The following is a 21,356-nucleotide window of genomic DNA, read 5'->3' on the forward strand; positions in this document are numbered from 1 at the left end:
CAAAAGAGGAGAGCAGCGTGACCACAGCCAGCACGGAACCTCTCGCCTATCCCTTCAACGCGGCCGAGGGGCTTGCCCTGGCCGAGGAGTACGAACAGGTACGCAACCGCCCGGGACTGCTGCGGGTCCGGATGGCCTACGGCGAGCCGGCCTGGCTCGTCACCCGCTACGAGGAGGCCCGCTTCGTCCTCGGTGACCTGCGCTTCAGCCGGGCCGAGGGGTACAAGCACGACGAACCCCGTCAGGGCGAGGGCCGCAGGGACAGCGGCATCCTGGGCATGGACCCGCCGGACCACACCCGGCTGCGCTCGCTGGTCGCCAAGGCGTTCACCGTCCGTCAGGTCGAGAAACTCCGGCCCCAGGTGAAGGAGTTGACCGCCTCGCTGCTGGACCGGATGGAGGCCGCCGGACCGCCGGTCGACCTGGTCGAGGAGTACGCGCTGCCGATCCCGGTCGCCGTGATCTGCCGGATGCTGGGTGTGCCGGAGGAGGACCGGCCCAAGTTCCGGGTCTGGAGTGACGCCGCGCTCTCGACGAGTTCGCTGACGGCCGAGGAGTTCGACGCCAACCGTGAAGAACTCCGCGCCTATATGGCCGGGTTGATCGCCCAGCACCGCGCCGATCCGCGTGACGACCTGATGACGGCCCTGATCGAGGCCAGGGACGGCGGCGACCGGCTCTCCGAACTCGAACTGGTCGACCTCTGCGTCGGGATCCTGGTCGCCGGGCACGAGACCACCGCGAGCCAGATCCCCAACTTCGTCCATACCCTGCTGGACCACCCGGGGGAGTGGCAGCGGCTGGGCTCCGAGCCGGGCCTGATCGACGGCGCGGTGGAGGAACTGCTCCGCTTCGTACCGCTGGGCAGCGGCGCGGGCCAGCCACGCTACGCCAAGGAGGACATCGAGGTCGGCGGGACCCTGGTCCGCGCCGGCTCTCCCGTCCTGGTGGCGGTGGGCGCGGCCAACCGGGACGCCCTGCGCTTCTCGGCCCCTGGCAAGCTGGACCTCTCACGCGCGGCCAACCAGCACCTCGGTTTCGGCCATGGCGTCCACCACTGCCTGGGCGCCCCGCTGGCGCGGCTCGAACTCCAGGAGGCACTGGGCGCGCTCACCGCCCGCTTCCCGGATCTCCGGCTGGCCGGTGACATCGTCTGGAAGGGCGAGATGCTGGTCCGCGGCCCCCGGGTCATGCCGGTGGGGTGGTGAGCCGATGACCTGGCATGTGGAGGTGGACCGCAACCAGTGCATGGCGTCGGGGATGTGCGCCGGAGCCGCCCCCGATCTCTTCGCCCTCGACCACGACCGGGCCCGTGCGCTCCGCAGCGAGATCGAGGAGGACGAACGGGCCCTGGACGCCGCGGACATCTGCCCGGCGATGGCCATCGCCGTCCACGACGGGGAGAAACCCATCGGCCCGCGCCCGTAGGAACGGGCGGGAGTCCGGCGCGCCGCCCCTCCGCGGTCTTCGCGTCTTCGCGTACGTCCGCGAGGGGCGGCGCGGCCGTCCGGCCCCGTCACACGTCCAGCAGCCACCGGGCCGCCGCGCCGAGCGCCGCGTCCGCCTCCGGGAGGACACCGGCGCCGCCGAGGAAGCCGTGGAACATCCCCCGCTCCACGCGCACTTCGGCCGGGACGCCCGCCTCGCGCAGCAGCTCCGCGTAGTCCCTGCCCTCGTCCCGCAGCGGGTCGCACTCGGGCAGTATCAGCAGTGCGGGAGGCAGCCCGCCCAGGTCGCCCGCGCGCACCGGGGACGCGTAGGGCTCAGCGCCGTCGCCGTCCGGCCCGAGGTACTGCTGCCAGTACCAGCGCATATGGGCGGTGGTGTGGAAGAATCCGGTGGCGTACTCGGTGGCCGAAGCGGTCTCCAGACGGTGGTCGAGTACCGGGTAGACCAGCAGCTGGGCCGCGATGGCCGGACCGTCGGAGTCCCGGGCCATCAGGGCGGCCGCCGCCGCCAGGTTGCCGCCGCTGGAGTCGCCCGCGACGATCAGCCGGGACGGGTCGCAGCGCAGCTCACGGGCGCGCCCGGCTGCCCACTCCAGGACGGCGTGGACATCGAGCAGCGCGCAGGGGAACCGGTGCTCGGGCGCCCGGCGGTAGTCGGCCGACACCACCAGCGCCCCGGTGCGCGAGGCGAGTTCACGGCAGAGCCCGTCATGGGTGTCCAGGCCACACATCACCCAGCCGCCGCCGTGGCAGAAGACGATGAGCGGCCGGCCGCCGTCCGTACGGTGCGGATCGGGTTCGTAGATCCGTACGGGCACGGGTGAAGCGCCCGCTGGGCCCGGTACGTACGCGTCGCCCACCCGCGCGATCTCCGGGAGCCCGCGGGCCGGTCCGGCCGATGAGGCGGCGCGCAGGGCGGCCACGTCCAGGGGGCCGTCGACCGGGTCGGGGAAACCGTGGGCCAGTGCGTCGGCGAAGCGGCGTGCGGCAGGGGTGAGGCTCATCCGGTGGTCAGCCCCCCGTCCACGGTGAACTCTGCTCCGGTGATGTAGGAGGAGGCGTCGGACGCCAGGAAGCGGACCAGTTCGGCGATCTCGTCCGGTCTGCCCATGCGCCGCAGTGGCACCCGCGGGTGCTCCCGCTGCCCGGCGTCCTCGCCCAGCGCCCCCGCGACCATCGGGGTGTCGACCATCCCGGGATGCACCGAGTTGACCCGGATGCCGTCCGCCGCGAGATCCAGGGCGACGTGCTTGCTGAGCCCGCGCAGCCCGAACTTGCTCGACCCGTAGGCCGCGTGCTGCGCGATGCCCACCATTCCCGCGGTAGACGAGATGTTGACGATGGATCCGCCTCCCGCGTCCCTCAGGGCGGGGAGCGCGGCCTTGATGCCCAGGAAGGGCCCGAGCAGATTGACGCGGAACAGCAGTTCGAAGTTCTCCTGCGTCTCGGCATCGACCGGGGCGGTACGCCACAGGGCGGCGTTGTTGACGAGGATGTCCAGCCGCCCGAAACTCCGTACGGCCGTCTCGACCGCCGTCTCCCAGCTCGCCGCGTCCGTCACATCGTGCGGGACGAAGACCGCGGCCCCGCCGAGACCGGCGGCGACCTCGCGGCCCTCCTCCTCCCGGACATCGGTGATCACGACCCGGGCGCCCGATGCGACGAACAGCCGTGCCTCGACGGCTCCCTGGCCGCGGCCGGCTCCGGTGATCAGCGCCACCTTGCCGTCCAGCCGTACTGCGTCCGCTGCCGCCGCTGCCGCGTCCGCGGCCTCCCGGGCGGTCACTTCTCGCCGTCCAGCGCCCGGAAGTGCGGGATGACCGTCTCGCCCCACTGGCGGATGGTCTCCATGCACGCCTCCTGCGGCACCGTGCCCATCTGGATCAGGCACATCACCTCGTCCACTCCGATCTGCCGCAGCTTCTCGACATAGGCGATGGCGGTGTCCGCGGTGCCGTAGGCGTGGTCCGCGTTGTAGGTGCCGGTGTCGACCGGGCGGGCCGGGATGTTGGCGTCGTGCAGCCTGGCGACCAGTTCGTCACGCTCGCGGGCCAGCACCGCCACATGGTCCTCGTCCTCGTCGTCCCCGGTGGGGGCGGGCGAGTTCCCGTACCAGTGCGCGATGGACTCGGCGAAGAAGCGCTGGCCCCGGGTGCCGATGCGCAGCGCGCGCTCCGCGTCGTCGAGGACGATCGTCGGGCAGAGCGCCGAGAAGTGGTCGTTGACCTCGGTCGACACACACCGCTCGCCGCTCCTGGCGGCGATGGCCTCGTCGTACACCGCACGCATCGCACGGACGTCGTCGGCCCCCGCGAAGCCCATCACCAGGGCGCCGATGCCCAGTTCGGCGGCGAGCTTGAGGGTGTCGTGCTTGCTGCACGCCATGAAGAGGGGCGGATGCGGGTCCTGCACAGGGCGGGGCAGGATGGCGCCGGGGCCGATGTCGATCGAGCCGTGCCACTCGAAGCGCTCCTCGCGCCAGGCGGCGGAGAAGATCCGCAGCGCCTCCTCCATCTGCGGATAGGTGTCCTCGGGGCGCACCCCGTACATGGACATCTCCTGCTTCGTCGCGCCGCGCCCCGAGCCGATGTCGACGCGTCCGCCGGAGAGCACATCGAGCATGGCCGCGCGCTCGGCGACCCGGACCGGGTGCTGGTACCCGAAGGGCATCGTGACGACGCCGTGGCCGATGCGGATCCGGGAGGTCCGGGCGGCGACCCAGGTCAGGAAGATCTCGGACGCGCTCATGTGCGCGTACTGCGAGAGCGAGTGGTGCTCGACGGCCCAGATCCGGTCGAAGCCCACCTCCTCGGCGTACACGGCCTGTTCGACGCAGTCGTTGATGACCTGGCGTTCGCGTTCCGGGGTCGGGTTCGAGAGCTGAGCCTCGAAGATCATGGAGAACTTCATGGGATGCCTCCGAGTATTTCGATTAGGAATACTTCTATCAGGCATAGGTGGAGGACGGAAGGGGCGGGGCCCCGGCCGCCCGCCGTGGTCTGCCCGGACGCGGCCGGACCGTAGACTGCGGGGCGTGGCGGAGAAGCGGACGAGCAGCGAACAGGGCGGCGAGCAGGGCGGACAGCGGGGCGCCGGGTCCGGCAGGCCGGCGCTCCCGGCGACCAGCTGGGCCGTGCTGGGGCTGCTCTCCTTCGGCGAGGAGCTGTCCGGCTACGACCTGAAGAAGTGGTCGGACTGGTCGCTGCGGTTCTTCTACTGGAGCCCGTCGTTCTCGCAGATCTACGGGGAGCTCAAGCGGCTGGACAAGGTCGGCTATGTGACCTCCCGGATGGTCGCCCAGGAGACCGGCAACCGGGACAAGCGGGTCTACGCGATCACCGCCGAGGGGATGGACGCCGTACGGGAATGGGCGCGCGAGGCGCCCGTCGAGCCGCCCGTGCTCAAGCACGGCGTCATGCTGCGGATCTGGCTCGGCCACCTGCTGGAGGCCCGGCAGATGCGCGATGTGCTCGGCACCCACCGCGAGTACGCGGAGAAGATGCGGCAGCGCGCCGAGGTCGACATCGCCGGGGCGCGGGACGAGGAGGCGTGGGCCTACCCCACCCTCACCCTCAAGTGGGCCGAGCGGTACTACGCTTCGGAGCGCGATCTGGCCGACTCGATGCTCGCCGACCTGGAGGAGCTGGAGCGCAGGCGGCCGTAGCCCCGCCGGAAGTACAGCAGCGGCCCGGCCTCGCCGTGCCGCTCCAGCGTGGTGACCCGGCCGAGCGCGATCAGATGGTCGCCGCCGGGGAAGGTGTCCGCGAGCTCGCACTCGACGGTGGCCAGCGCCCCGTCCAGCAGCGGTGCGCCGTTGGCGCCGGGCCGCCAGCCCGCGTCCCGGAACTTCTCCTGGCCGGTCACCGCGAACTGCCTGCACAGCGGCTGCTGTTCGGCGGCGAGGATGTTCACCGCGAAGCGGCCGGCCGCGCGGATGTGCGGCCAGGTCGTCGAGGTGAGGGCCGGGCAGAAGCAGATCAGCGGCGGATCCAGAGATACCGCTGAGAAGGACTGGACGGCCATTCCGGTGGGGCGTCCGTCGCTCTGGATCGCGGTGATGACCGCGACCCCGGTGCAGAAACTGCTGAGTACCTCCCGCATGGAGTCGTCGAATCCCGGCGTGGAGTGGGGTGTGAGGGTCGGCATGCTGCCTCCAATGTTCCTACTAGGTGTATGCCTAACCGAAACACGTGTGATTGGATACCGGCCACGCCCGCACGTCAAGTAGGGAGGGTCATCATCAGCACGGACCAGGTGCCACCGCCCACCACCCTCGCGCAGCTGACGGACTTCGCGGCCCGCGCCCACGGGGATCTCGACGCCCTCGCCGACGGAGAGGTGCGCTGGGACTTCGGACAGCTGGACGAGGCGGTCCGCGCCGCGGCGCGAGCCGTCATCGCCCTCGGCGTGGAACCGGGCGACCGGGTGGCGCTATGGGCCTCCAACAGCCGCGCATGGATCACCGCAGCCCTCGGCGCGCTCTCGGCCGGGGGTGTCCTCGTGCCCCTCAACACCCGCTACAAAGCGGCCGAGGCCGCCGACATCATCCGCCGCAGCGGGGCCCGCACCCTTCTCACCGAACGCGGCTTCCTCGGTATCGACTACGTCGCCATGCTGCGGGACTCCGGAGAGGACCTCGGCGCGCTCGAAACCGTCGTCGTACTCCGGGGCGGGGCGACCGGACCCGCGCTGGGCTGGGACGACTGTCTCGCACGCGGCCGGCAGGTCTCCGAGGCCCACCGGTCCGCCCGCGCCGCCGCCGTCGCGCCGGACGACCTCGCCGACATCCTCTACACCTCGGGCACCACCGGCCTCCCCAAGGGCGTCATGAGCACCCACCGGCAGGTGCTCGCCGGTATCGGGGCCTGGTCCCGGGCCGTCACCCTGCGTCCGGGCGACCGCTATCTGCTGCTCAACCCCTTCTTCCACACCTTCGGATACAAGGCCGGCTTCGTCGCCTGCCTGCTGCGCGGCGCGGCCATGGTCCCCGAGGCGGTCTACGACGTGGACCGGGTACTGCGCCGGATCGCGGAGGAGCACATCAGCGTGCTGCTCGCCCCGCCGACCGTCTTCCACGGCCTGGTACGCCACCCGCGCCTCGCGGGCCACGACCTCGGAGCGCTGCGCCTGGCGGGCACCGGGGCCTCCGTCGTACCGGTCGAACTCGTCGACGAGATACGCGAACGGCTCGGCGTACCCGGCGTGTTCACGGCCTACGGGCTCACCGAGTGCATGGGGGTCGTCGCCGTCTGCCCCGTCGACGCCGACGCGTGGAGCGTCTCGCACACCGTCGGTCTGCCGCTCCCCGGAACCGAGATCCGCATCGTCGGCCCCGGCGGCCCGGCCGGTGACGCGCTGCCGCCGGGCCGCGCCGGGGAGATCGCCGTACGCGGCCCCCAGGTCATGCGCGGATACCTCGACGACCCGGGGGCCACCGCCCGCGTCATCGACGGCGACGGCTGGCTGTACACCGGCGACATCGGCGTACTGGACGCACGCGGCTACCTCTCGATCACCGACCGGCTCAAGGACATGTACGTCGTCGGCGGCTTCAACGCCTACCCCGCCGAGGTCGAGAACGTCCTGCGCTGCCATCCCCTGATCACCGAGGCCGCGGTGGTCGGCGCCCCCGACGAACGGCTCGGCGAGGTCGGCGTCGCCTATCTGGTCACCGAGGGCGGGCAGCGCCCCGACCCGGCCGAACTCACCGCATGGACCCGGGAACGGCTCGCCAACTTCAAGGTCCCGCGCCGCTTCCATGTCGTCCCGGAGCTGCCGCGCAACGCCAGCGGCAAGATCCTCAAGGCCCGGCTGCGGCGCGCCGAAGAGAGGGCCCGCCAGGAAGAGGCCAACCCGCAAGAGGCCGACCCGGAAGGAGAGAGCCGATGAGATTCGGCGAGGAGCACCAGGAACTGCGCACGGCCGTACGGTCGCTGCTGGCCCGGCACGAAGGGGCCGCCGCCTGGGGGCCGCTGACCCGCCAGATCGGGGCCGCGGGACTGGCCGTTCCCGAGGAGTACGGCGGTGCGGGGTGCGGCCCCGTCGAGGTCCATGTGGTCATGGAGGAGCTGGGAAGGTCCCTGGCCCCGGTCCCGTATCTCGGCTCCGCCGTCCTCGTCACCCAGGCGCTGCTGGCCGCGGGCGACACCGAGCTGCTGCCCGCGCTGGTGGACGGCGGGAGCACCGGGGCTCTCGCCTGGGCGGAGAACGGATCGTGGCGGCCGGAAGCCGTACGGGCCCATGCCGTACGCGGCCCCGGCGGCTGGCGGATCAGCGGGGTCAAGGAGCACGTCCTGGACGGGGCCGACGCCGATGTACTGCTGGCCGTCGCCCGTACCGAGGCCGGTCTCGCGCTCTTCCATGTCCCGCCGGACGCCGGCGGTGTCACCCGGAAGACGCACACCACCATGGATCTGACCCGGCCGCAGGCGACGCTGACCTTCGACGGGGCCGAGGCCCGACCCGTCGCAGCCGACGGCGACCAGGTCCTCGCCCATGTCAGGGATCTGGCCTGTACGGCCCTGGCCGCGGAGCAGGTCGGCGCAGCGGAGCGCTGTCTCGAACTGACCGTCGCCCATGTGCGCGACCGGGTGCAGTTCGGCCGGCCGATCGGCTCGTTCCAGGCGGTGAAGCACCGGCTCGCCGACGCCTTCGTACGGGTCGAGTCCGCGCGCTCCGCCGCACTCGGGGCCTCCTGGGCCGCGGCGGACGGCTCGGCCGACCTGTCGCGGTACGCGGCCGTCGCCAAGTCCGCCTGCTCCGAGGCATTCTCGGCGGTGGCCGGGGACATGATCCAGCTGCACGGCGGAATCGGCATCACCTGGGAGCACGACGCCCACCGCTACTTCAAACGGGCCCACGGCTCGGCCCGGCTCTTCGGCTCACCGGCCGGGCACCGCGACCGTATCGCCGAGGCGGTGATCGGACCGCCCGGGGCCCTGGCCGGAGCGCGGGGTGCCCTGGCCGGGCCGCCCGGGGCCGGTGCGGAGCGCCTCGGCTGACACCGGCGCGGCGGCCGGCCCGCCGGAGGGTACAGCGCCGGCCGTGCCACCCCTCTTCTCCCTTATCTCCTCTCCCCAGCGATCGTTTGGCAGGTGTAGGTGTCATGGGCAGTACCGAGACGTTCCGCTCGGAGTTCCGTACGTGGCTGCGGTCCGCGCTCACCGGAGAGTTCGCCGCGCTCAGGGGCCGTGGCGGTCCCGGCCGGGAGCACGAGGCGTTCGCCGAACGGCTGGCCTGGGAGCGGCATATGGCCGCTGCGGGCTGGACCTGCGTCGGCTGGCCGGAGGCGTACGGCGGACGCGGCGCGACCCTGGAGGAGCAGGTCGCCCTCCACGAGGAGTACGCACTGGCCGACGCCCCGGCCCGGGTGGGGCACATCGGTGAACAGCTGCTCGGCCCCACACTCATCGCCTTCGGTACGGACGGGCAGCGGGCCCGCTTCCTGCCGGGGATCAGATCGGTCGGCGAACTGTGGTGCCAGGGATACAGCGAACCCGAAGCGGGCTCCGACCTCGCCAATGTCCGTACCCGGGCCGAGCGGGACGCGGACGGGTGGTCGGTCACCGGCCAGAAGATCTGGACCTCGCTGGCCCATGAGTCCCAGTGGTGCTTCCTGGTGGCCCGCACCGGCCAGGGCGCCCGCCGGCACGAGGGGCTCTCCTGTCTGCTCGTGCCCATGGACCAGCCGGGGATCGACGTACGGCCCATCACTCAGCTGACCGGCACCAGCGAATTCAACGAGGTCTTCTTCGACGGGGCCCGCACCGCCGCGGAGAACGTCGTGGGGGATCCCGGCGACGGCTGGCGGGTCGCCATGGCCACCCTCGGTTTCGAGCGCGGCGTCTCCACCCTCGGCCAGCAGGTCGGGTTCCGGCGCGAGCTGGAGGCGCTGATCGCTCTGGCACGGCGCAACGGCGCGGCGGACGACCCGCTGGTCCGCGACCGGCTTGCCCGCGCCTGGACCGGTCTGGAGATCATCCGGTTCAACGCCCTGCGGATGCTGGACGGCGCCGCCGCCGGGGCTCCCGGGCCGGAGGCATCCATCAGCAAGATCTACTGGGCGACCTGGCACCAGGAGCTCGGCGAGCTGGCCATGGATGTCCGCGGCGCGGGCGGCATGCTGGCGGACGGCGCGCCGTACGACCTGGACGACTGGCAGCGGCTCTTTCTCTTCTCACGCGCCGACACCATCTACGCCGGGTCGAACGAGATCCAGCGCAACATCATCGCGGAGCGGGTGCTCGGCCTGCCGAAGGAGGCGCGGGCCTGACCCCGGCCGGGTGCCCGGTGCCGGGCCCCGGCCGGGCGCCGCCGCCGGGCGCCCCGGCAGCCGGGCGGCGTTCCCGGCATCCGGGGGCCGGGCATCCGCTACGTCAGCAGCCTCGCCCGGAGCTTGTGCAGCGTCCCGGCGTCCAGGCCCAGTCCCTTCGAGAGATAGCCGTCGAAACCGCCGTACCGGTGGGTCACCTCGCCGAGCGCCGCACCGATGTACTCCTTGCGGACCTCCTGCAGCGGCACGATCAGCTGCGGATCCTTCATGACCCCCGAACTCTTCAGCCCCGCGCGGGTCCTGAGGTCGGCGGCCCTGCGGATGGTGTTGGAGAGCAGATAGTCCGACTCGGCGGTGCGGGCCGGGACACCCACCGCCCGCAGCAGGACGTAACTCATCCAGCCGGTACGGTCCTTGCCCGATGTGCAGTGGAAGAGGAGCGGAAGCCCCTTGCCTTCGGCGATGGTGTCCAGCACCCGGGCGAACTGGCGGCGCGCCCCCGCCTCGGTGACGAAGGTGCGGTAGATCCGCCGCATCGTCTCCGCGCCTCTGCCGTCCCCCAGGGCCTTCTGCTGGGTGGCCGGGTCGCGGCTGCCGATGGCCGCCGTCGTCCGTTCGTACAGCCCGGTGTCGTCGATCGGCAGGGGGACAGCGGACGCCCCCTTCGGGAGCCGGTCCGTGCCGTCCGTCCTGACTTCGAGGGGAAGCCGGAAGTCGACCACCGACTTGAGCCCGAGCTTCGACACCGCGGTCAGATCGGCCGGTGTGAGCTTGCCGAGTGAGTCACCGCGGAACACGACGCCGTAGCGCAGCTGTTTGCCGTCGGCGGTCCGGTAACCGCCCAGGTCACGGACGTTGACCGCGCCCTTGAGCGCGATGTGCCGGGCGGCCGGTGACGCGGCTCCGGTGCCGGTGGCGGGAGCTGTGGTGCTCCTGGGCGAGGGGTGGGACGGGGTGGAGGTGCTGGAACAGCCGGTGAGCACCAGGGCCGTGCTGAGCACGGCGGTGACGGCGCCGGTGACGGCCCGGTTCGGGTTCGCCCGCCGGATCGGCTTTCGGGTACGGGGCATCGGAACAACTCCCAGGGTGGGGAAGGGAAAGGGGCAGGGGTGAGGTGCGGGGACCGGAGCGGTGCGGTGGCCGCGGAGGGCGTGCCGCGCGGCCGGTCCGCCCCGCCGTCGGCGGCCCCGATGAAGGCGGCCCCGATGAGTCGATCCCCCCGGAGCGGCGGTCCCCCGGAGCGGCGGTCCGGTCCGGCCGTCCGGGACACCGGGGCCCGCCGGGCAGGCGGTGAAGTGCCGTACGGACAGCGGCGGCCCACGTCCACCCGGTACGGGAACGGGCAGGCCAGTACGGCAGGGGACAGGGCGTCCGCGCTGCTCCGCGGGGCCGGCGGACGGATGCTGGACGGGAAGGTAGCAGCGGATCCGCTCTCCGGGGGAGGTGCCGCAGCCGTGGTTGTCGCGGGACCCGGCCGGGCCCCGCCCCACTGGGCCCCGACGCCCCTCCCGTACAGCCGTCGCACGCCCGCTGCCTGCGGGAACACCATCACCCCCGGCCGCGCCCGCCGCCCCGCGCCCCGGACAGGAACGCGCGGGTTTCCCACTCAGCGGGAGCCGCCGCTCGGCGTCGCCGGGGGCCGCGGCCTAGCCTCGGCGGACAGTCCCGTCACCGGCGTCGCACCACGCGTGGTCCCACCAGTTCCGGTACGGCCCCACGGGCCCGGCTCGTCGAGTCCCCTTCAGCCCCACACCCCTTCAGCCCCACCACTCCTCAGTCCCACACCCTTGCGGAGGACCGCCCATGCTCACGGCCAGTGAACGGCAGACCGCCGCCGACGCCCTCGGCGCGGCCGAACGCGACCGGCGGCCCATCGCCCCGCTGACCGAGCTGTTCCCCGGCATCGGAACCGAGGACGCCTACGAGATCCAACTGCTCGGCATCGGCCGAAGGGTCGCCGCCGGAGCCGCCGTGCACGGTCACAAGGTCGGGCTCTCCTCACCCGTCATGCAGCGCATGATGGGCGTCGACGAGCCGGACTACGGCCACCTCCTGGACGACATGCGGCTCTCCGCGGACCGGCCGGTCCGCGTCGACCGCTACTGCGCGCCACGCATCGAGGTCGAGGTCGGCTTCGTACTCGGCGACGACCTGCCGGGTGAGGACTGCACCACGGCGGACGTACTCGCCGCCACCGAACGCGTCGTCCCCGCCATCGAGCTGATCGACAGCCGGATCGCCGACTGGCGCATCGCCATCGCCGACACCGTCGCCGACAACGCCTCGTCCGCCGGATACGTCACGGGTGACGGGCGCGACCCGCGCGAACTGGACCTCAAGGCCATCGACGCCGTGCTGCGCCGGGGCGACGAGGAGATCGCCGCGGGCCGCAGCGACGCCGTACTCGGCGACCCCGCCGCATCCGTGGCCTGGCTGGCCCGCACCGTGGCCCGCTTCGGCGTCCCGCTGAAGAAGGGCCATCTGGTACTGCCGGGCTCCTGCACCAGGGCTGTCGACGTCGCGGCCGGCCAGACGTACACCGCCGATTTCACCGGGCTCGGCCCGGTCTCGCTCTCCTTCATCTGAGGTGATGATGACCAACAGGACCAAGGCGACCGCCGCCATCGTCGGCTCCGGCAACATCGGGACCGACCTGCTGTACAAGCTCCAGCGGTCCCCGTACATCGAGCCCCGCTGGATGATCGGCGTCGACCCCGCCAGCGAAGGGCTGGCCCGCGCCCGCGCCGCCGGGATCGAGGCCGGCTCCGACGGAGTCGGCCCGCTGCTCGACGGGGACGAGCGGCCGGACCTCGTCTTCGAGGCGACCTCCGCCGGCGTGCACCGGGCCAACGCCCCGCGCTACGCCGAACTCGGCATCCGCGCCATCGACCTGACCCCGGCCGCGGTCGGACCGGCTGTGGTGCCGCCCGCGAACCTGCGCGCCCATCTCGACCAGCCGAACGTCAACATGATCACCTGCGGTGGGCAGGCCACCATCCCGATGGTCTACGCCGTCTCGCGGATCGCCCCCGTCCGGTACGCCGAGATCGTCGCCTCCGTCTCCTCCGTGTCGGCAGGACCGGGAACCCGCGCCAACATCGACGAGTTCACCCGGACCACCTCCCGCGGCATCGAGGACATCGGCGGCGCGGAGCGCGGCAAGGCCATCATCATCCTCAACCCGGCGGACCCGCCCGTGATGATGCGCGACACCGTCTTCTGCGCCATCCCCGAGGACGCCGACCGCGACGCCATCGCCCTCTCCGTGAAGCAGGTCGCCGAGGACGTCGCCTCGTACGTGCCCGGCTACCGGCTGCGCTCCGAGCCGCAGTTCGACGACCCCACCCCGGAGAACGGCGGCATGGCGCGCGTCGCGGTCTTCCTTGAGGTGGAGGGCGCGGGCGACTACCTCCCGCCGTACGCCGGAAATCTCGACATCATGACCGCCGCCGCCACCAAGGTCGGCGAGGAGTTCGCCAAGGCGCTCCTCGCGTCCGGCCGCTGAGGAGTACCAGATGCCCTACTCGGACACGCTCGACATCCGCGTCACCGACTCATCCCTGCGGGACGGATCGCACGCCATGCGCCACCAGTTCACGGTGGAGCACGTACGGTCGATCGTCACCGCACTCGACGGCGCCGGGGTCCCGGTCATCGAGGTCACGCACGGCGACGGACTCGGCGGCTCCTCCTTCAACTACGGCTTCTCGCACACCCCCGAACAGGACCTCATCAAGACCGCGGTGGAGACGGCGAAGCAGGCCCGCATCGCCTTCCTGATGCTCCCCGGGCTCGGCGTCAAGGACGACATCCGTGCCGCCCACGCCAACGGCGCCGCCATCTGCCGCATCGCCACGCACTGCACCGAGGCGGACATCTCCGTCCAGCACTTCGGGCTGGCCCGCGAGATGGGCCTGGAGACCGTCGGCTTCCTGATGATGGCGCACTCCACCACCCCCGAAACCCTGGCCGGGCAGGGCCGCATCATGGCCGACGCGGGCTGCCAGTGCGTGTACGTGGTCGACTCGGCCGGTGCCATGGTCATGGACGACGTGACCGACCGGACCGCCGCCCTCGTCGCCGAACTCGGCGACGACGCCCAGGTGGGCTTCCACGGCCACGAGAACCTCGCACTCGGCACCGGCAACTCGATCGCCGCGATCCGGGCCGGAGCGCTGCAGATCGACGGCTCGACCCGCCGGCTCGGCGCCGGGGCGGGCAACACCGCCGTGGAGGCGCTCGTCGCCGTCTGCGCCAAGATGGGCATCCGTACCGGTATCGACGTACTCAAGATCATCGACGCGGCCGAGGACGCCGTACGCCCCGTGATGGACGACGAGTGCCGGCTCGACCGGCTCGCCCTGCTGATGGGGCACGCGGGCGTCTACTCCAGCTTCCTCAAGCACGCCTACCGGCAGGCCGGACGGTACGGGGTCTCCGGCGCAGAGATCCTGCTGCGCGCGGGGGAGCGCAGGCTCGTCGGCGGCCAGGAGGACCAGCTGATCGACATCGCGCTCGAACTCTCCGCCGACCGCTGACCAACCGCTGACCCGGAACCCGGCCCGGCACCCCCGGCCCCGGTCCGGCACCCCGCCCGGCCCCGGTCCGGCAGGTCCGGAGCAGCCGCGGAGCCCGTCCCGACGCGTCAACCACCACCAAGGAGGCACAAGATGACCGCAGCAAGCGAGGAAGTCCGCGTCATTGAGGCGGCCGCGCCGCCCACCCGCTTCGCGCGGGGCTGGCACTGCCTCGGCCTCGCCGACTCCTTCAAGGACGGGCAGCCGCACGAGATCGAGGCGTTCGGCACCCGGCTCGTGGTCTTCCAGGGCCAGGACGACGGCGAACTGCACGTCCTCAACGCCTACTGCCCGCACATGGGCGGCAACCTCGCCCAGGGCACGGTCAAGGGCGACGCCGTCGCCTGCCCCTTCCACGACTGGCGCTGGTCGGGCAACGGCCGCTGCGCGGGGATCCCCTACGCGCGCCGGGTGCCGCCGCGGGCCAGGACCCGGGCCTGGACCACCGCCGAGGAGAACAAACAGCTCTTCGTCTGGCACGACCCCGAGGGAAACCCGCCGCCGCCCGGTGTGGTCATCCCGCGGATCGAAGGGGCCTTCAGCGACGAGTGGAGCGACTGGAGCTGGAACGTCCTGCGGGTGGAGAACTCCAACTGCCGCGAGATCGTCGACAACGTGGTCGACATGGCGCACTTCTTCTACGTGCACTACTGCTTCCCGACGTACTTCAAGAACGTCTTCGAGGGGCACACCGCCACCCAGTACATGGAGAGTTCACCCCGCGGCGACGTCGACCTCGGGACTCTCAGCACCGAGGGCGTGCTCCGTTCCGACGCCTCGTACCACGGCCCCTCCTACATGATCGACTACATGTGGAGCGATGTCGGCGCGGACGTGGACATGGAGAGCGTGCTGATCAACTGCCACTATCCGATCGACTCCGACAGCTTCCTGCTGATGTACGGCGCGATCGTCAAGAAGCTGCCCGGTATGACCGACGAACAGGCGGCCGACGCCGCCCGGCTCACATCGGAGGGGCTGGCCGTCGGCTTCGAGCAGGACGTGCACATCTGGAAGAACAAGACCCGTATCGACAACCCGCTCCTCTCGGAGGAGGACGGCCCGGTCTACCAACTGCGCCGCTGGTACGAGCAGTTCTATGTGAACGCGGGCGACGTCAAGGACGAGATGACCCAGCGCTTCGAGTTCGAGATCGACACCTCCCGGGCCACCGCCGCGTGGCGGCGCGAGGTCGACGAGAACGTGGCGCGTCACCGGAGCGAGGGCTGACATGACACCGGTCGAGTGCGCGGCCTGCGGCAACCAGGTCCTGTGCGAGAAGTTCTCCATGGCCCACACCTCGGTGCAGTGGACGGCCGAGGCGGCAGAGGTCTGCGACGAGTACCGGGACCGGATGCGTACCTGCGCGGCCCTGCGCGACAGCATCGACCGGGCCGTCGGTGACGGACGGCTGGCGGTGGCCGATGCCTGAGCTGCCCCAGGTGCCGGCGGCCCGGACGCACCGGGTCCGGGTCACCGCTGTGGTGGCCGAGACGGCGGACGCGTACTCCTTTGAACTGGACCCGGCCGATGGCGCACTCGCCTACCGGCCGGGCCAGTTCCTGACCCTGAGACTGCCGGGGCCGGACGGGGGAGTGGCCGCACGGTGCTACTCCCTCGCCAGCTCCCCGCACTCCGGTGAACCGATGAAGATCACGGTGAAGCGGGTGGCGGGCGGCCACGGCTCCAACTGGCTCTGCGACCACATCGGCGAGGGCGACGAACTGGAGGTGCTGCCACCGGCCGGCACCTTCGGCTCAGGTCCGCCGGACGGCGATGTGCTGCTGGCCGCGGCGGGCAGCGGCATCACCCCGGTGATCTCGCTCGCCAAGTCGGCACTGGCCGGGGGCGAGGGGCGCGTCGTGCTGCTGTACGCCAACCGCGATGCGGCCTCGGTGATCTTCCGGGACGAACTGCGCGAACTCGCCGAGGCCCATCCCCGGCGTCTCCTCGTCCTGCACTGGCTGGAGGTGCTCGACGGCCTGCCGACCGCCGACCGGCTCACCGGACTCCTCGGCCCTTACGCCGGCCACCGCGCGTACCTCTGCGGGCCCGCGCCCTTCATGGACGCGGTGGACACCGCCCTCCGCGCGGCGGGGGCGGAGCCCGCCGCCATCCACCGGGAGCGGTTCTTCTCCCTCAGCGGCGACGTCTTCCGGGCCCCGGTCCCGGCCGCTCCGGCCGAGCAGCCCGCCGGGGCCCGGGGCGAAGCCGCCGAGGCGGTCGTCGAGCTGGACGGCGAGACCCACCGGGTGGCCTGGGATGCCGCCACACCGCTGCTCGACGCCCTGCTCGCCGCGGGTATCGACGCCCCCTACTCCTGCCGGGAGGGGGCGTGCGCCGCCTGTGCCTGCCGGGTGCTCGAAGGGGAGGTCACCGTGGCCCACGACGAGGTCCTGGACGACCAGGACCGCGCCGAGGGATACATCCTGGCCTGCCAGGCGCTGCCGGCCTGCGAGCGGATCAGCATCAGCTACTCCTGAGCTGTCTGCCTGTCTGCCTGTCTGCCTGAGCTGCCCTGCCTGCCGCCCCGTGGCTGCCCCGGCCTGCGCCCCGGTCCAGGTCCGCCCGGCCCCCCCCCGGGGCCCGATCCCTCACATCCAGTCGGCGAACCGCAGCCACGACATCATGTTGTCCATCTCGGCGGGGTCGATGGGCGGAGCCACCGCGGGGGCGGGCGGCGGCGCGGGGGCGGGGGCCGTCCGCGTACGGGCCTCGGCGCGCCCCGGCCCGAAGAGCGAGCGCCACACCGCCCGGGACGTGGCCAGCACCACGGGGGCCAGCCGCTCCAGCTCGCGGTGGGTGCCATTGCCGCAGAGCGACACCGAAGCGATCGCCCGGCCCGCGCCCCGCAGCGGCGCCGCCACACAGGACACCCCGCGGAACGCCTCCTCCACGTCGAAGGCCACGCCCCGCTCCCGGATCCGCCGCAGCTCCTCGTGGAACGCCTGCGGCCGGGTGATCGTCCGCGCCGTACGCGGCCGCAGTCCCGCCCGTACCGTCTCGGCGACGAGCGCGTCCTCACTGAACGCGAGGATCGCCTTGCCCGTCCCCGTGCAGTACGCCGGCTGCCTGCCGCCCACCCGCGAGGGCACGCCCCCGTCCTGGGCGCCGCCGATCCGCTCCAGATAGACCACTTCGGGCCCGTCGAGGACGGCGAGGTGTGCCACATGCCCGGTGGACTCGTGCAGCGTGTGCAGATGCGGCAGGGCCGCCCGGCGCAGCCGGTTGTGGTGCGAGGCCAGGGCGCCCAGCTCCAGCATCCGCATACCGAGCCGGTAGTCCCGGCCCTCCCGGTCCAGCCAGCGTAGACGTACGAGCTGATCGAGTATGCGGTGCACCGACGAGCGCGGAAGGCCCGACCGGTGCATCACATCGGTCAGCGTCAGCCGGGGTGCCGGGCCTTCGAACGCGCCCAGCACCAGGGCGGCCTTCTCCAACAGTGAGGGCGGCTGCTCTGCCATGACGTGAGGCTTCCACGGTTCCCGCTCAGCGGGAAGAAGGTATTTCGTTTCGGAATAGTAAAAGCGTAGGTTCCTCGCATCCATCCAGGACGACCGAGAGGGGATGCGCATGAGTGCCGACGATGTCCTCGCCGCAGTGCGGGCCCTTGCCCCGACCCTGCGCGAGCGCGCCGCCGAGACCGAGGCGCTGCGCCGCGTGCCGGACACCTCCATCAAGGAACTCGCCGAGACCGGATTCTTCCGGCTCCTCCAGCCGAGGGCGTACGGCGGCTTCGCCGCACACCCCGCCGTCTTCTACCGCGCCGTCAGAGAGATCGCCAGGGCCTGCGGGTCCACCGGCTGGGTCGCCTCCGTCGTCGGCGTGCACCCCTGGCACGTCGGCCTGTACGACCGGCGCGCCCAGGACGAGGTGTGGGGCCGGGACAACCGGGTCCGCATCTGCTCCTCGTACGCCCCGACCGGCAAGGTCACCCCCGTCGAAGGCGGCTTCCGGCTCTCCGGGCGCTGGCGCTTCTCGTCCGGCTGCGACCACGCCGAGTGGGCGCTGCTCGGCGGCATCATCCACGACGCCGACGGCACCGCGGTCGACATGCGGACCTTCCTGGTGCCGCGCACCGAGTACCGCATCGACGACGTGTGGGACACCGTCGGACTCCGCGGCAGCGGCAGCAACGACATCATCATCGAGGACACCTTCGTCCCCGAGCACCGCGCCCTGAGCTTCGGACCGGTCACCGCCCTGCGGGCCCCCGGCATCCAGCACAACCCGGAACCGCTCTACCGCCTGCCGTACGCCTCGGTCTTCACCACCACCATCTCCACCCCGGTGATCGGCATCGCCGAAGGCGCGTACGACAGCTATGTCGCCGCCACCCGAGAGCGGATACGCGTCTCGTACGGGCAGCAGGTCGCCGAGGACCCCTTCGCCCAGGTGCGCATCGCCCGCGCCGCCAGCGACATCGACGCCTCCTGGCTCCAGCTCATCAGGAACATCTCGGACCTGTACGAGTGCGCCGAACGCGGCGACGATCTGCCCACCGCGCTGCGCACCCGCACCCGCCGCGACCAGGTGCTCGCCACCGAGCGGGCCGTCGCCGCGGTCGACCTGCTGATGGAGAACGCCGGCGGCAGCGCCATGCGCACCGGGGACAACGCGATCCAGCGGGCCTGGCGCGACGCCCACAACGCCCGCGGCCATGCCGCCAACGACCCCGAGCGCGCGCTCGTCCTCTTCGGCCGGGGAGCCCTCGGCCTCGACCCCCAGGACACGATGCTGTGATCGACCACGCCTCCACCTCGCGCACCGCGACGGCCGCCGGACTCACCCTCCACTACCACGAGGCGGGGCCCGCGGACCCCGGCGCGCCCGTCGTGATCATGCTGCACGGCGGCGGCCCCGGCGCCTCCGCCTGGTCCAACTTCGGCGGCAACCTGCCGGTGTTCGCCGAGCACTTCCGTACCCTCCTCGTCGACCAGCCCTGCTTCGGCGGCTCGGACAAGCCCGAACTCGACAAGGACTTCTTCAGCTACAGCGCGGACGCCGTGGCCGCCCTGATGGATGAACTGGGCATCGCCCGCGCCCACTTCATCGGCAACTCGCTCGGCGGCGGCACCTCCGTACGCATCGCCCTGAACCACCCGGAGAAGGTCGGCAAGCTCCTGCTGATGGGGCCGGGCGGTATCTCCCTCAACCTCTTCGCCGCCGACCCCACCGAAGGCATCAAGCGGCTCTTCGAGTTCAGCGCGGCGGCCGAGTCCACCAAGGACCAGCTGCGCACCTTCCTCACCACACTCGCCTACGACCCGGCGATCGTCACCGACGAGCTGATCGAGGAGCGCTGGGCCCAGGCCACCGGACCGGGCGCCAGGCTCGGCAACGCCCGGATGGCCGCGTCCTTCGCCAACCCGGCCTGGCAGCAGGACACCATGCTGTGGCGCGAGGCCCACCGGATCACCGCGCCCACCCTGCTGACCTGGGGCCGCGAGGACCGGGCCAACCCGCTCGACGGAGCACTGGTGGCGCTCAAGGCGATCCCCGACGCCCGGCTGCATGTCTTCCCGCACTGCGGCCACTGGGCCCAGACCGAGCAGGCCGACGAGTTCAACCGGCTCGCCGTCGACTTCTTCACGCACTGAGAGGCACCGGGTTCATGGACATTCGCACACTGGGCTATCTGCGTCTGGAAACCGCCAGGTTCGACGAGTGGCGTGCCTTCACGCTCGACGTCCTCGGCATGATCGAGGCGCCCGGTTCGACCGAGGACACCCTGCGGCTGCGTCTCGACGACCGCGCGCACCGCATCACCGTCGTCCGCGGCGCCACCGACCGGCTCCTCGCCGCGGGCTGGGAGGTACGCGACGCCGCAGCGCTCGACACCGCCCGCGCGGAACTCACCGCGGCCGGGGTGCGGATCGAGGACGCCAAGGCGGACGAGCTGGCCGACCGGCGGGTGCAGGGCATGTTCCACTGCCAGGACCCGGCCGGCAACGAGCTGGAGATCTTCTGGGGCCAGGCGCAGGACCACAGCCCGGCCGTCACCCCGTACGGCAACCGCTTCGTCACCGGCGACCTGGGCCTCGGCCATGTGGTGCTCCCCGCGCCCGCCATCGAGGAGTCGTACGACTTCTACGAGAAGCTCCTCGGCTTCCGGCTGCGCGACTCGATGCGGCTGCCCGCAACGATGGTCTCCGGCGCCCCGGCCGGCCGCGACTTCCACTGGATGCACTTCATGGGGTGCAACCCCCGCCACCACAGCCTGGGTCTCTTCCCCGGCCTGATCGAGCCCGGCATCGTGCACTTCATGGTCGAGGTGGAGACCCTCGACGACGTGGGCCGCGGGCTCGACCGCCTGCACGCCGCGGGCATCCCCGTGGCGTCCTCGCTCGGCCGGCACACCAACGACCTGATGGTGTCCTTCTACGCCCAGGCCCCCGGCGGCTTCCAGGTCGAGTACGGCACCGAGGGCCGCCTCGTGGACGACACGACCTGGGTCGCCAAGGAGATGACGGCCGACAGCTTCTGGGGCCACCAGTGGAACGGCTGACGGAACCGGTCGCCCCCGCCGCCTTCCGCGAGGTGCTCGGCCGGTTCGCCAGCGGCATCACGGTCGTCGCCTCCGCAGGCGGCGACGGCAGACCGGTGGGCCTGGCCTGCCAGTCCTTCGCCTCGCTCTCCCTCGACCCGCCGCTGATCATGCTCTGCGTCGGAAAGGCGTCGACCAGCTGGCCGCGCGTCGCGGAGACCGGACGCTTCGCCGTCAGCGTCCTCGCCGAGGAGCAGCGCGAGGTCTGCGCCTCGCTCGGCGGACGCGGGGGCGACAAGTTCGACGGCGTCGGCTGGACGGTGTCGGAGCACGGCACCGTACGGATCGACGGCGCCCTGGCCACCGTGGACTGCGCACTGCACAGCGTCCAGGAGGCGGGCGACCACCTCGTCGTCACCGGCGAAGTGCTCGAACTCGCAGCCAGGCCCGACGGATCGCCGCTGCTCTACTTCGGCAGCGCCTACGCGGCGGGCGACTTCCGATGAACCGCGGCGCGCGCACCGGCCGCGCCGGCCGCCCGTGCCCGCGGCGCGCCACAGCCGTGCCATGTG

The 21,356-nt window shown here is 72.0% G+C and carries 22 protein-coding genes; 16 read left to right on the top strand and 6 right to left on the bottom strand.

Annotated features, from left to right (window positions below; genetic code table 11):
- The first annotated feature begins 17 nt into the window (after positions 1-17).
- A complete protein-coding gene (locus tag ACFXBC_RS23600) occupies positions 18-1,208 on the top strand; it encodes a cytochrome P450 (protein WP_385027779.1) in 1,191 nt (396 codons plus the stop codon).
- A 4-nt stretch (positions 1,209-1,212) separates the two neighbouring features.
- A complete protein-coding gene (locus ACFXBC_RS23605; RefSeq protein WP_385027782.1) occupies positions 1,213-1,428 on the top strand; it encodes a ferredoxin in 216 nt (71 codons plus the stop codon).
- A gap of 88 nt (positions 1,429-1,516) precedes the next feature.
- Here ACFXBC_RS23605 and ACFXBC_RS23610 read toward each other — a convergent pair whose 3' ends face one another.
- The 3 genes from ACFXBC_RS23610 to ACFXBC_RS23620 are packed head-to-tail and all read right to left on the bottom strand — an operon-like array spanning position 1,517 to position 4,358.
- Positions 1,517-2,452, bottom strand: coding sequence for an alpha/beta hydrolase (locus tag ACFXBC_RS23610; RefSeq protein ID WP_385027786.1), 936 nt, complete (start codon positions 2,450-2,452; stop codon positions 1,517-1,519).
- A complete protein-coding gene (locus ACFXBC_RS23615; RefSeq protein WP_385027788.1) occupies positions 2,449-3,234 on the bottom strand; it encodes an SDR family NAD(P)-dependent oxidoreductase in 786 nt (261 codons plus the stop codon). The genes ACFXBC_RS23610 and ACFXBC_RS23615 overlap by 4 nt, the downstream gene beginning before the upstream one ends.
- Entirely contained in the window at positions 3,231-4,358 is a 1,128-nt protein-coding gene (locus tag ACFXBC_RS23620; RefSeq protein WP_385027791.1) for an LLM class flavin-dependent oxidoreductase, read from the bottom strand. The genes ACFXBC_RS23615 and ACFXBC_RS23620 overlap by 4 nt, the downstream gene beginning before the upstream one ends.
- A 223-nt stretch (positions 4,359-4,581) precedes the next feature.
- On the opposite strand from ACFXBC_RS23620, the gene ACFXBC_RS23625 reads away from it, so the two are divergent.
- Positions 4,582-5,112 (top strand): PadR family transcriptional regulator, encoded by a 531-nt coding sequence (locus ACFXBC_RS23625; RefSeq protein ID WP_385027868.1) that lies wholly within the window; start codon positions 4,582-4,584, stop codon positions 5,110-5,112.
- Here ACFXBC_RS23625 and ACFXBC_RS23630 read toward each other — a convergent pair.
- The gene (locus ACFXBC_RS23630) at positions 5,040-5,594 is read right to left on the bottom strand and encodes a flavin reductase family protein (RefSeq protein WP_385027794.1); all 555 of its coding nucleotides are present in this window, start codon (positions 5,592-5,594) and stop codon (positions 5,040-5,042) included. The two genes, ACFXBC_RS23625 and ACFXBC_RS23630, sit on opposite strands and share 73 nt — an antisense overlap.
- Positions 5,595-5,702: 108 nt before the next feature.
- Here ACFXBC_RS23630 and ACFXBC_RS23635 point away from each other — a divergent pair, with 108 nt between their 5' ends.
- The 3 genes from ACFXBC_RS23635 to ACFXBC_RS23645 all read left to right on the top strand — a co-directional run bounded on the left by ACFXBC_RS23635 (position 5,703) and on the right by ACFXBC_RS23645 (position 9,720).
- On the top strand, positions 5,703-7,337 hold the full coding sequence (locus ACFXBC_RS23635; protein ID WP_385027797.1) for a FadD3 family acyl-CoA ligase: 1,635 nt from the start codon (positions 5,703-5,705) through the stop codon (positions 7,335-7,337).
- Positions 7,334-8,449 (top strand): acyl-CoA dehydrogenase family protein, encoded by a 1,116-nt coding sequence (locus ACFXBC_RS23640; protein WP_385027800.1) that lies wholly within the window; start codon positions 7,334-7,336, stop codon positions 8,447-8,449. Before ACFXBC_RS23635 ends, ACFXBC_RS23640 begins: the two co-directional genes overlap by 4 nt.
- Before the next feature lie 104 nt (positions 8,450-8,553).
- On the top strand, positions 8,554-9,720 hold the full coding sequence (locus ACFXBC_RS23645) for an acyl-CoA dehydrogenase family protein (RefSeq protein ID WP_385027803.1): 1,167 nt from the start codon (positions 8,554-8,556) through the stop codon (positions 9,718-9,720).
- 98 nt (positions 9,721-9,818) lie between these two features.
- Here the strand turns inward: ACFXBC_RS23645 and ACFXBC_RS23650 are convergent, their stop codons facing one another.
- Positions 9,819-10,790 carry a tyrosine-protein phosphatase gene (locus ACFXBC_RS23650; RefSeq protein ID WP_385027806.1) on the bottom strand — a complete coding sequence of 324 codons (972 nt, stop codon included), beginning with the start codon at positions 10,788-10,790 and terminating at the stop codon, positions 9,819-9,821.
- 733 nt (positions 10,791-11,523) lie between these two features.
- Between ACFXBC_RS23650 and ACFXBC_RS23655 the strand changes: the two genes are divergently transcribed.
- The 6 genes from ACFXBC_RS23655 (at position 11,524) to ACFXBC_RS23680 (ending at position 16,780) form a co-directional block, all read left to right on the top strand.
- A complete protein-coding gene (locus tag ACFXBC_RS23655; protein ID WP_385027809.1) occupies positions 11,524-12,306 on the top strand; it encodes a 2-keto-4-pentenoate hydratase in 783 nt (260 codons plus the stop codon).
- Positions 12,307-12,313: 7 nt separating this feature from the next.
- A complete protein-coding gene (locus ACFXBC_RS23660) occupies positions 12,314-13,225 on the top strand; it encodes an acetaldehyde dehydrogenase (acetylating) (RefSeq protein WP_385027812.1) in 912 nt (303 codons plus the stop codon).
- Between the two features lie 10 nt (positions 13,226-13,235).
- Entirely contained in the window at positions 13,236-14,258 is a 1,023-nt protein-coding gene (dmpG, locus tag ACFXBC_RS23665; protein WP_385027815.1) for a 4-hydroxy-2-oxovalerate aldolase, read from the top strand.
- A gap of 132 nt (positions 14,259-14,390) precedes the next feature.
- Positions 14,391-15,527, top strand: coding sequence for a Rieske 2Fe-2S domain-containing protein (locus ACFXBC_RS23670; RefSeq protein WP_385027818.1), 1,137 nt, complete (start codon positions 14,391-14,393; stop codon positions 15,525-15,527).
- Position 15,528: 1 nt separating this feature from the next.
- Positions 15,529-15,729, top strand: a complete 201-nt coding sequence (locus tag ACFXBC_RS23675) for a hypothetical protein (RefSeq protein WP_385027821.1) — start codon at positions 15,529-15,531, stop codon at positions 15,727-15,729.
- The gene (locus ACFXBC_RS23680) at positions 15,722-16,780 is read left to right on the top strand and encodes a 2Fe-2S iron-sulfur cluster-binding protein (protein ID WP_385027824.1); all 1,059 of its coding nucleotides are present in this window, start codon (positions 15,722-15,724) and stop codon (positions 16,778-16,780) included. The genes ACFXBC_RS23675 and ACFXBC_RS23680 overlap by 8 nt, the downstream gene beginning before the upstream one ends.
- A 111-nt stretch (positions 16,781-16,891) precedes the next feature.
- Here ACFXBC_RS23680 and ACFXBC_RS23685 read toward each other — a convergent pair whose 3' ends face one another.
- Positions 16,892-17,761: an IclR family transcriptional regulator gene (locus tag ACFXBC_RS23685; RefSeq protein ID WP_385027827.1), complete on the bottom strand. Its 870-nt coding sequence runs from the start codon at positions 17,759-17,761 to the stop codon at positions 16,892-16,894.
- A gap of 109 nt (positions 17,762-17,870) precedes the next feature.
- Here ACFXBC_RS23685 and hsaA point away from each other — a divergent pair, with 109 nt between their 5' ends.
- The 4 genes from hsaA to ACFXBC_RS23705 are packed head-to-tail and all read left to right on the top strand — an operon-like array spanning position 17,871 to position 21,290.
- Positions 17,871-19,040, top strand: coding sequence for a 3-hydroxy-9,10-secoandrosta-1,3,5(10)-triene-9,17-dione monooxygenase oxygenase subunit (hsaA, locus tag ACFXBC_RS23690; RefSeq protein WP_385027830.1), 1,170 nt, complete (start codon positions 17,871-17,873; stop codon positions 19,038-19,040).
- Positions 19,037-19,897: a 4,5:9,10-diseco-3-hydroxy-5,9,17-trioxoandrosta-1(10),2-diene-4-oate hydrolase gene (gene hsaD, locus ACFXBC_RS23695; RefSeq protein WP_385027833.1), complete on the top strand. Its 861-nt coding sequence runs from the start codon at positions 19,037-19,039 to the stop codon at positions 19,895-19,897. The genes hsaA and hsaD overlap by 4 nt, the downstream gene beginning before the upstream one ends.
- A gap of 14 nt (positions 19,898-19,911) precedes the next feature.
- Positions 19,912-20,805, top strand: a complete 894-nt coding sequence (locus ACFXBC_RS23700; RefSeq protein WP_385027836.1) for a VOC family protein — start codon at positions 19,912-19,914, stop codon at positions 20,803-20,805.
- On the top strand, positions 20,793-21,290 hold the full coding sequence (locus ACFXBC_RS23705) for a flavin reductase family protein (RefSeq protein WP_385027839.1): 498 nt from the start codon (positions 20,793-20,795) through the stop codon (positions 21,288-21,290). Before ACFXBC_RS23700 ends, ACFXBC_RS23705 begins: the two co-directional genes overlap by 13 nt.
- Positions 21,291-21,356 lie beyond the last annotated feature (66 nt).

Origin of the sequence: Streptomyces sp. NPDC059398 (assembly GCF_042751845.1) — a bacterium.
Classification (GTDB): domain Bacteria; phylum Actinomycetota; class Actinomycetes; order Streptomycetales; family Streptomycetaceae; genus Streptomyces.

Coding starts and splice junctions, on each gene's coding strand:
- ACFXBC_RS23605 (WP_385027782.1), top strand. CDS start 1,213: ATGACCTGGCATGTGGAGGTGGACCGCAACCAGTGCATGGCGTCGGGG.
- ACFXBC_RS23610 (WP_385027786.1), bottom strand. CDS start 2,452: ATGAGCCTCACCCCTGCCGCACGCCGCTTCGCCGACGCACTGGCCCAC.
- ACFXBC_RS23620 (WP_385027791.1), bottom strand. CDS start 4,358: ATGAAGTTCTCCATGATCTTCGAGGCTCAGCTCTCGAACCCGACCCCG.
- ACFXBC_RS23630 (WP_385027794.1), bottom strand. CDS start 5,594: ATGCCGACCCTCACACCCCACTCCACGCCGGGATTCGACGACTCCATG.
- ACFXBC_RS23640 (WP_385027800.1), top strand. CDS start 7,334: ATGAGATTCGGCGAGGAGCACCAGGAACTGCGCACGGCCGTACGGTCG.
- ACFXBC_RS23645 (WP_385027803.1), top strand. CDS start 8,554: ATGGGCAGTACCGAGACGTTCCGCTCGGAGTTCCGTACGTGGCTGCGG.
- ACFXBC_RS23650 (WP_385027806.1), bottom strand. CDS start 10,790: ATGCCCCGTACCCGAAAGCCGATCCGGCGGGCGAACCCGAACCGGGCC.
- ACFXBC_RS23655 (WP_385027809.1), top strand. CDS start 11,524: ATGCTCACGGCCAGTGAACGGCAGACCGCCGCCGACGCCCTCGGCGCG.
- ACFXBC_RS23660 (WP_385027812.1), top strand. CDS start 12,314: ATGACCAACAGGACCAAGGCGACCGCCGCCATCGTCGGCTCCGGCAAC.
- dmpG (WP_385027815.1), top strand. CDS start 13,236: ATGCCCTACTCGGACACGCTCGACATCCGCGTCACCGACTCATCCCTG.
- ACFXBC_RS23670 (WP_385027818.1), top strand. CDS start 14,391: ATGACCGCAGCAAGCGAGGAAGTCCGCGTCATTGAGGCGGCCGCGCCG.
- ACFXBC_RS23675 (WP_385027821.1), top strand. CDS start 15,529: ATGACACCGGTCGAGTGCGCGGCCTGCGGCAACCAGGTCCTGTGCGAG.
- ACFXBC_RS23680 (WP_385027824.1), top strand. CDS start 15,722: ATGCCTGAGCTGCCCCAGGTGCCGGCGGCCCGGACGCACCGGGTCCGG.
- ACFXBC_RS23685 (WP_385027827.1), bottom strand. CDS start 17,761: ATGGCAGAGCAGCCGCCCTCACTGTTGGAGAAGGCCGCCCTGGTGCTG.
- hsaA (WP_385027830.1), top strand. CDS start 17,871: ATGAGTGCCGACGATGTCCTCGCCGCAGTGCGGGCCCTTGCCCCGACC.
- ACFXBC_RS23700 (WP_385027836.1), top strand. CDS start 19,912: ATGGACATTCGCACACTGGGCTATCTGCGTCTGGAAACCGCCAGGTTC.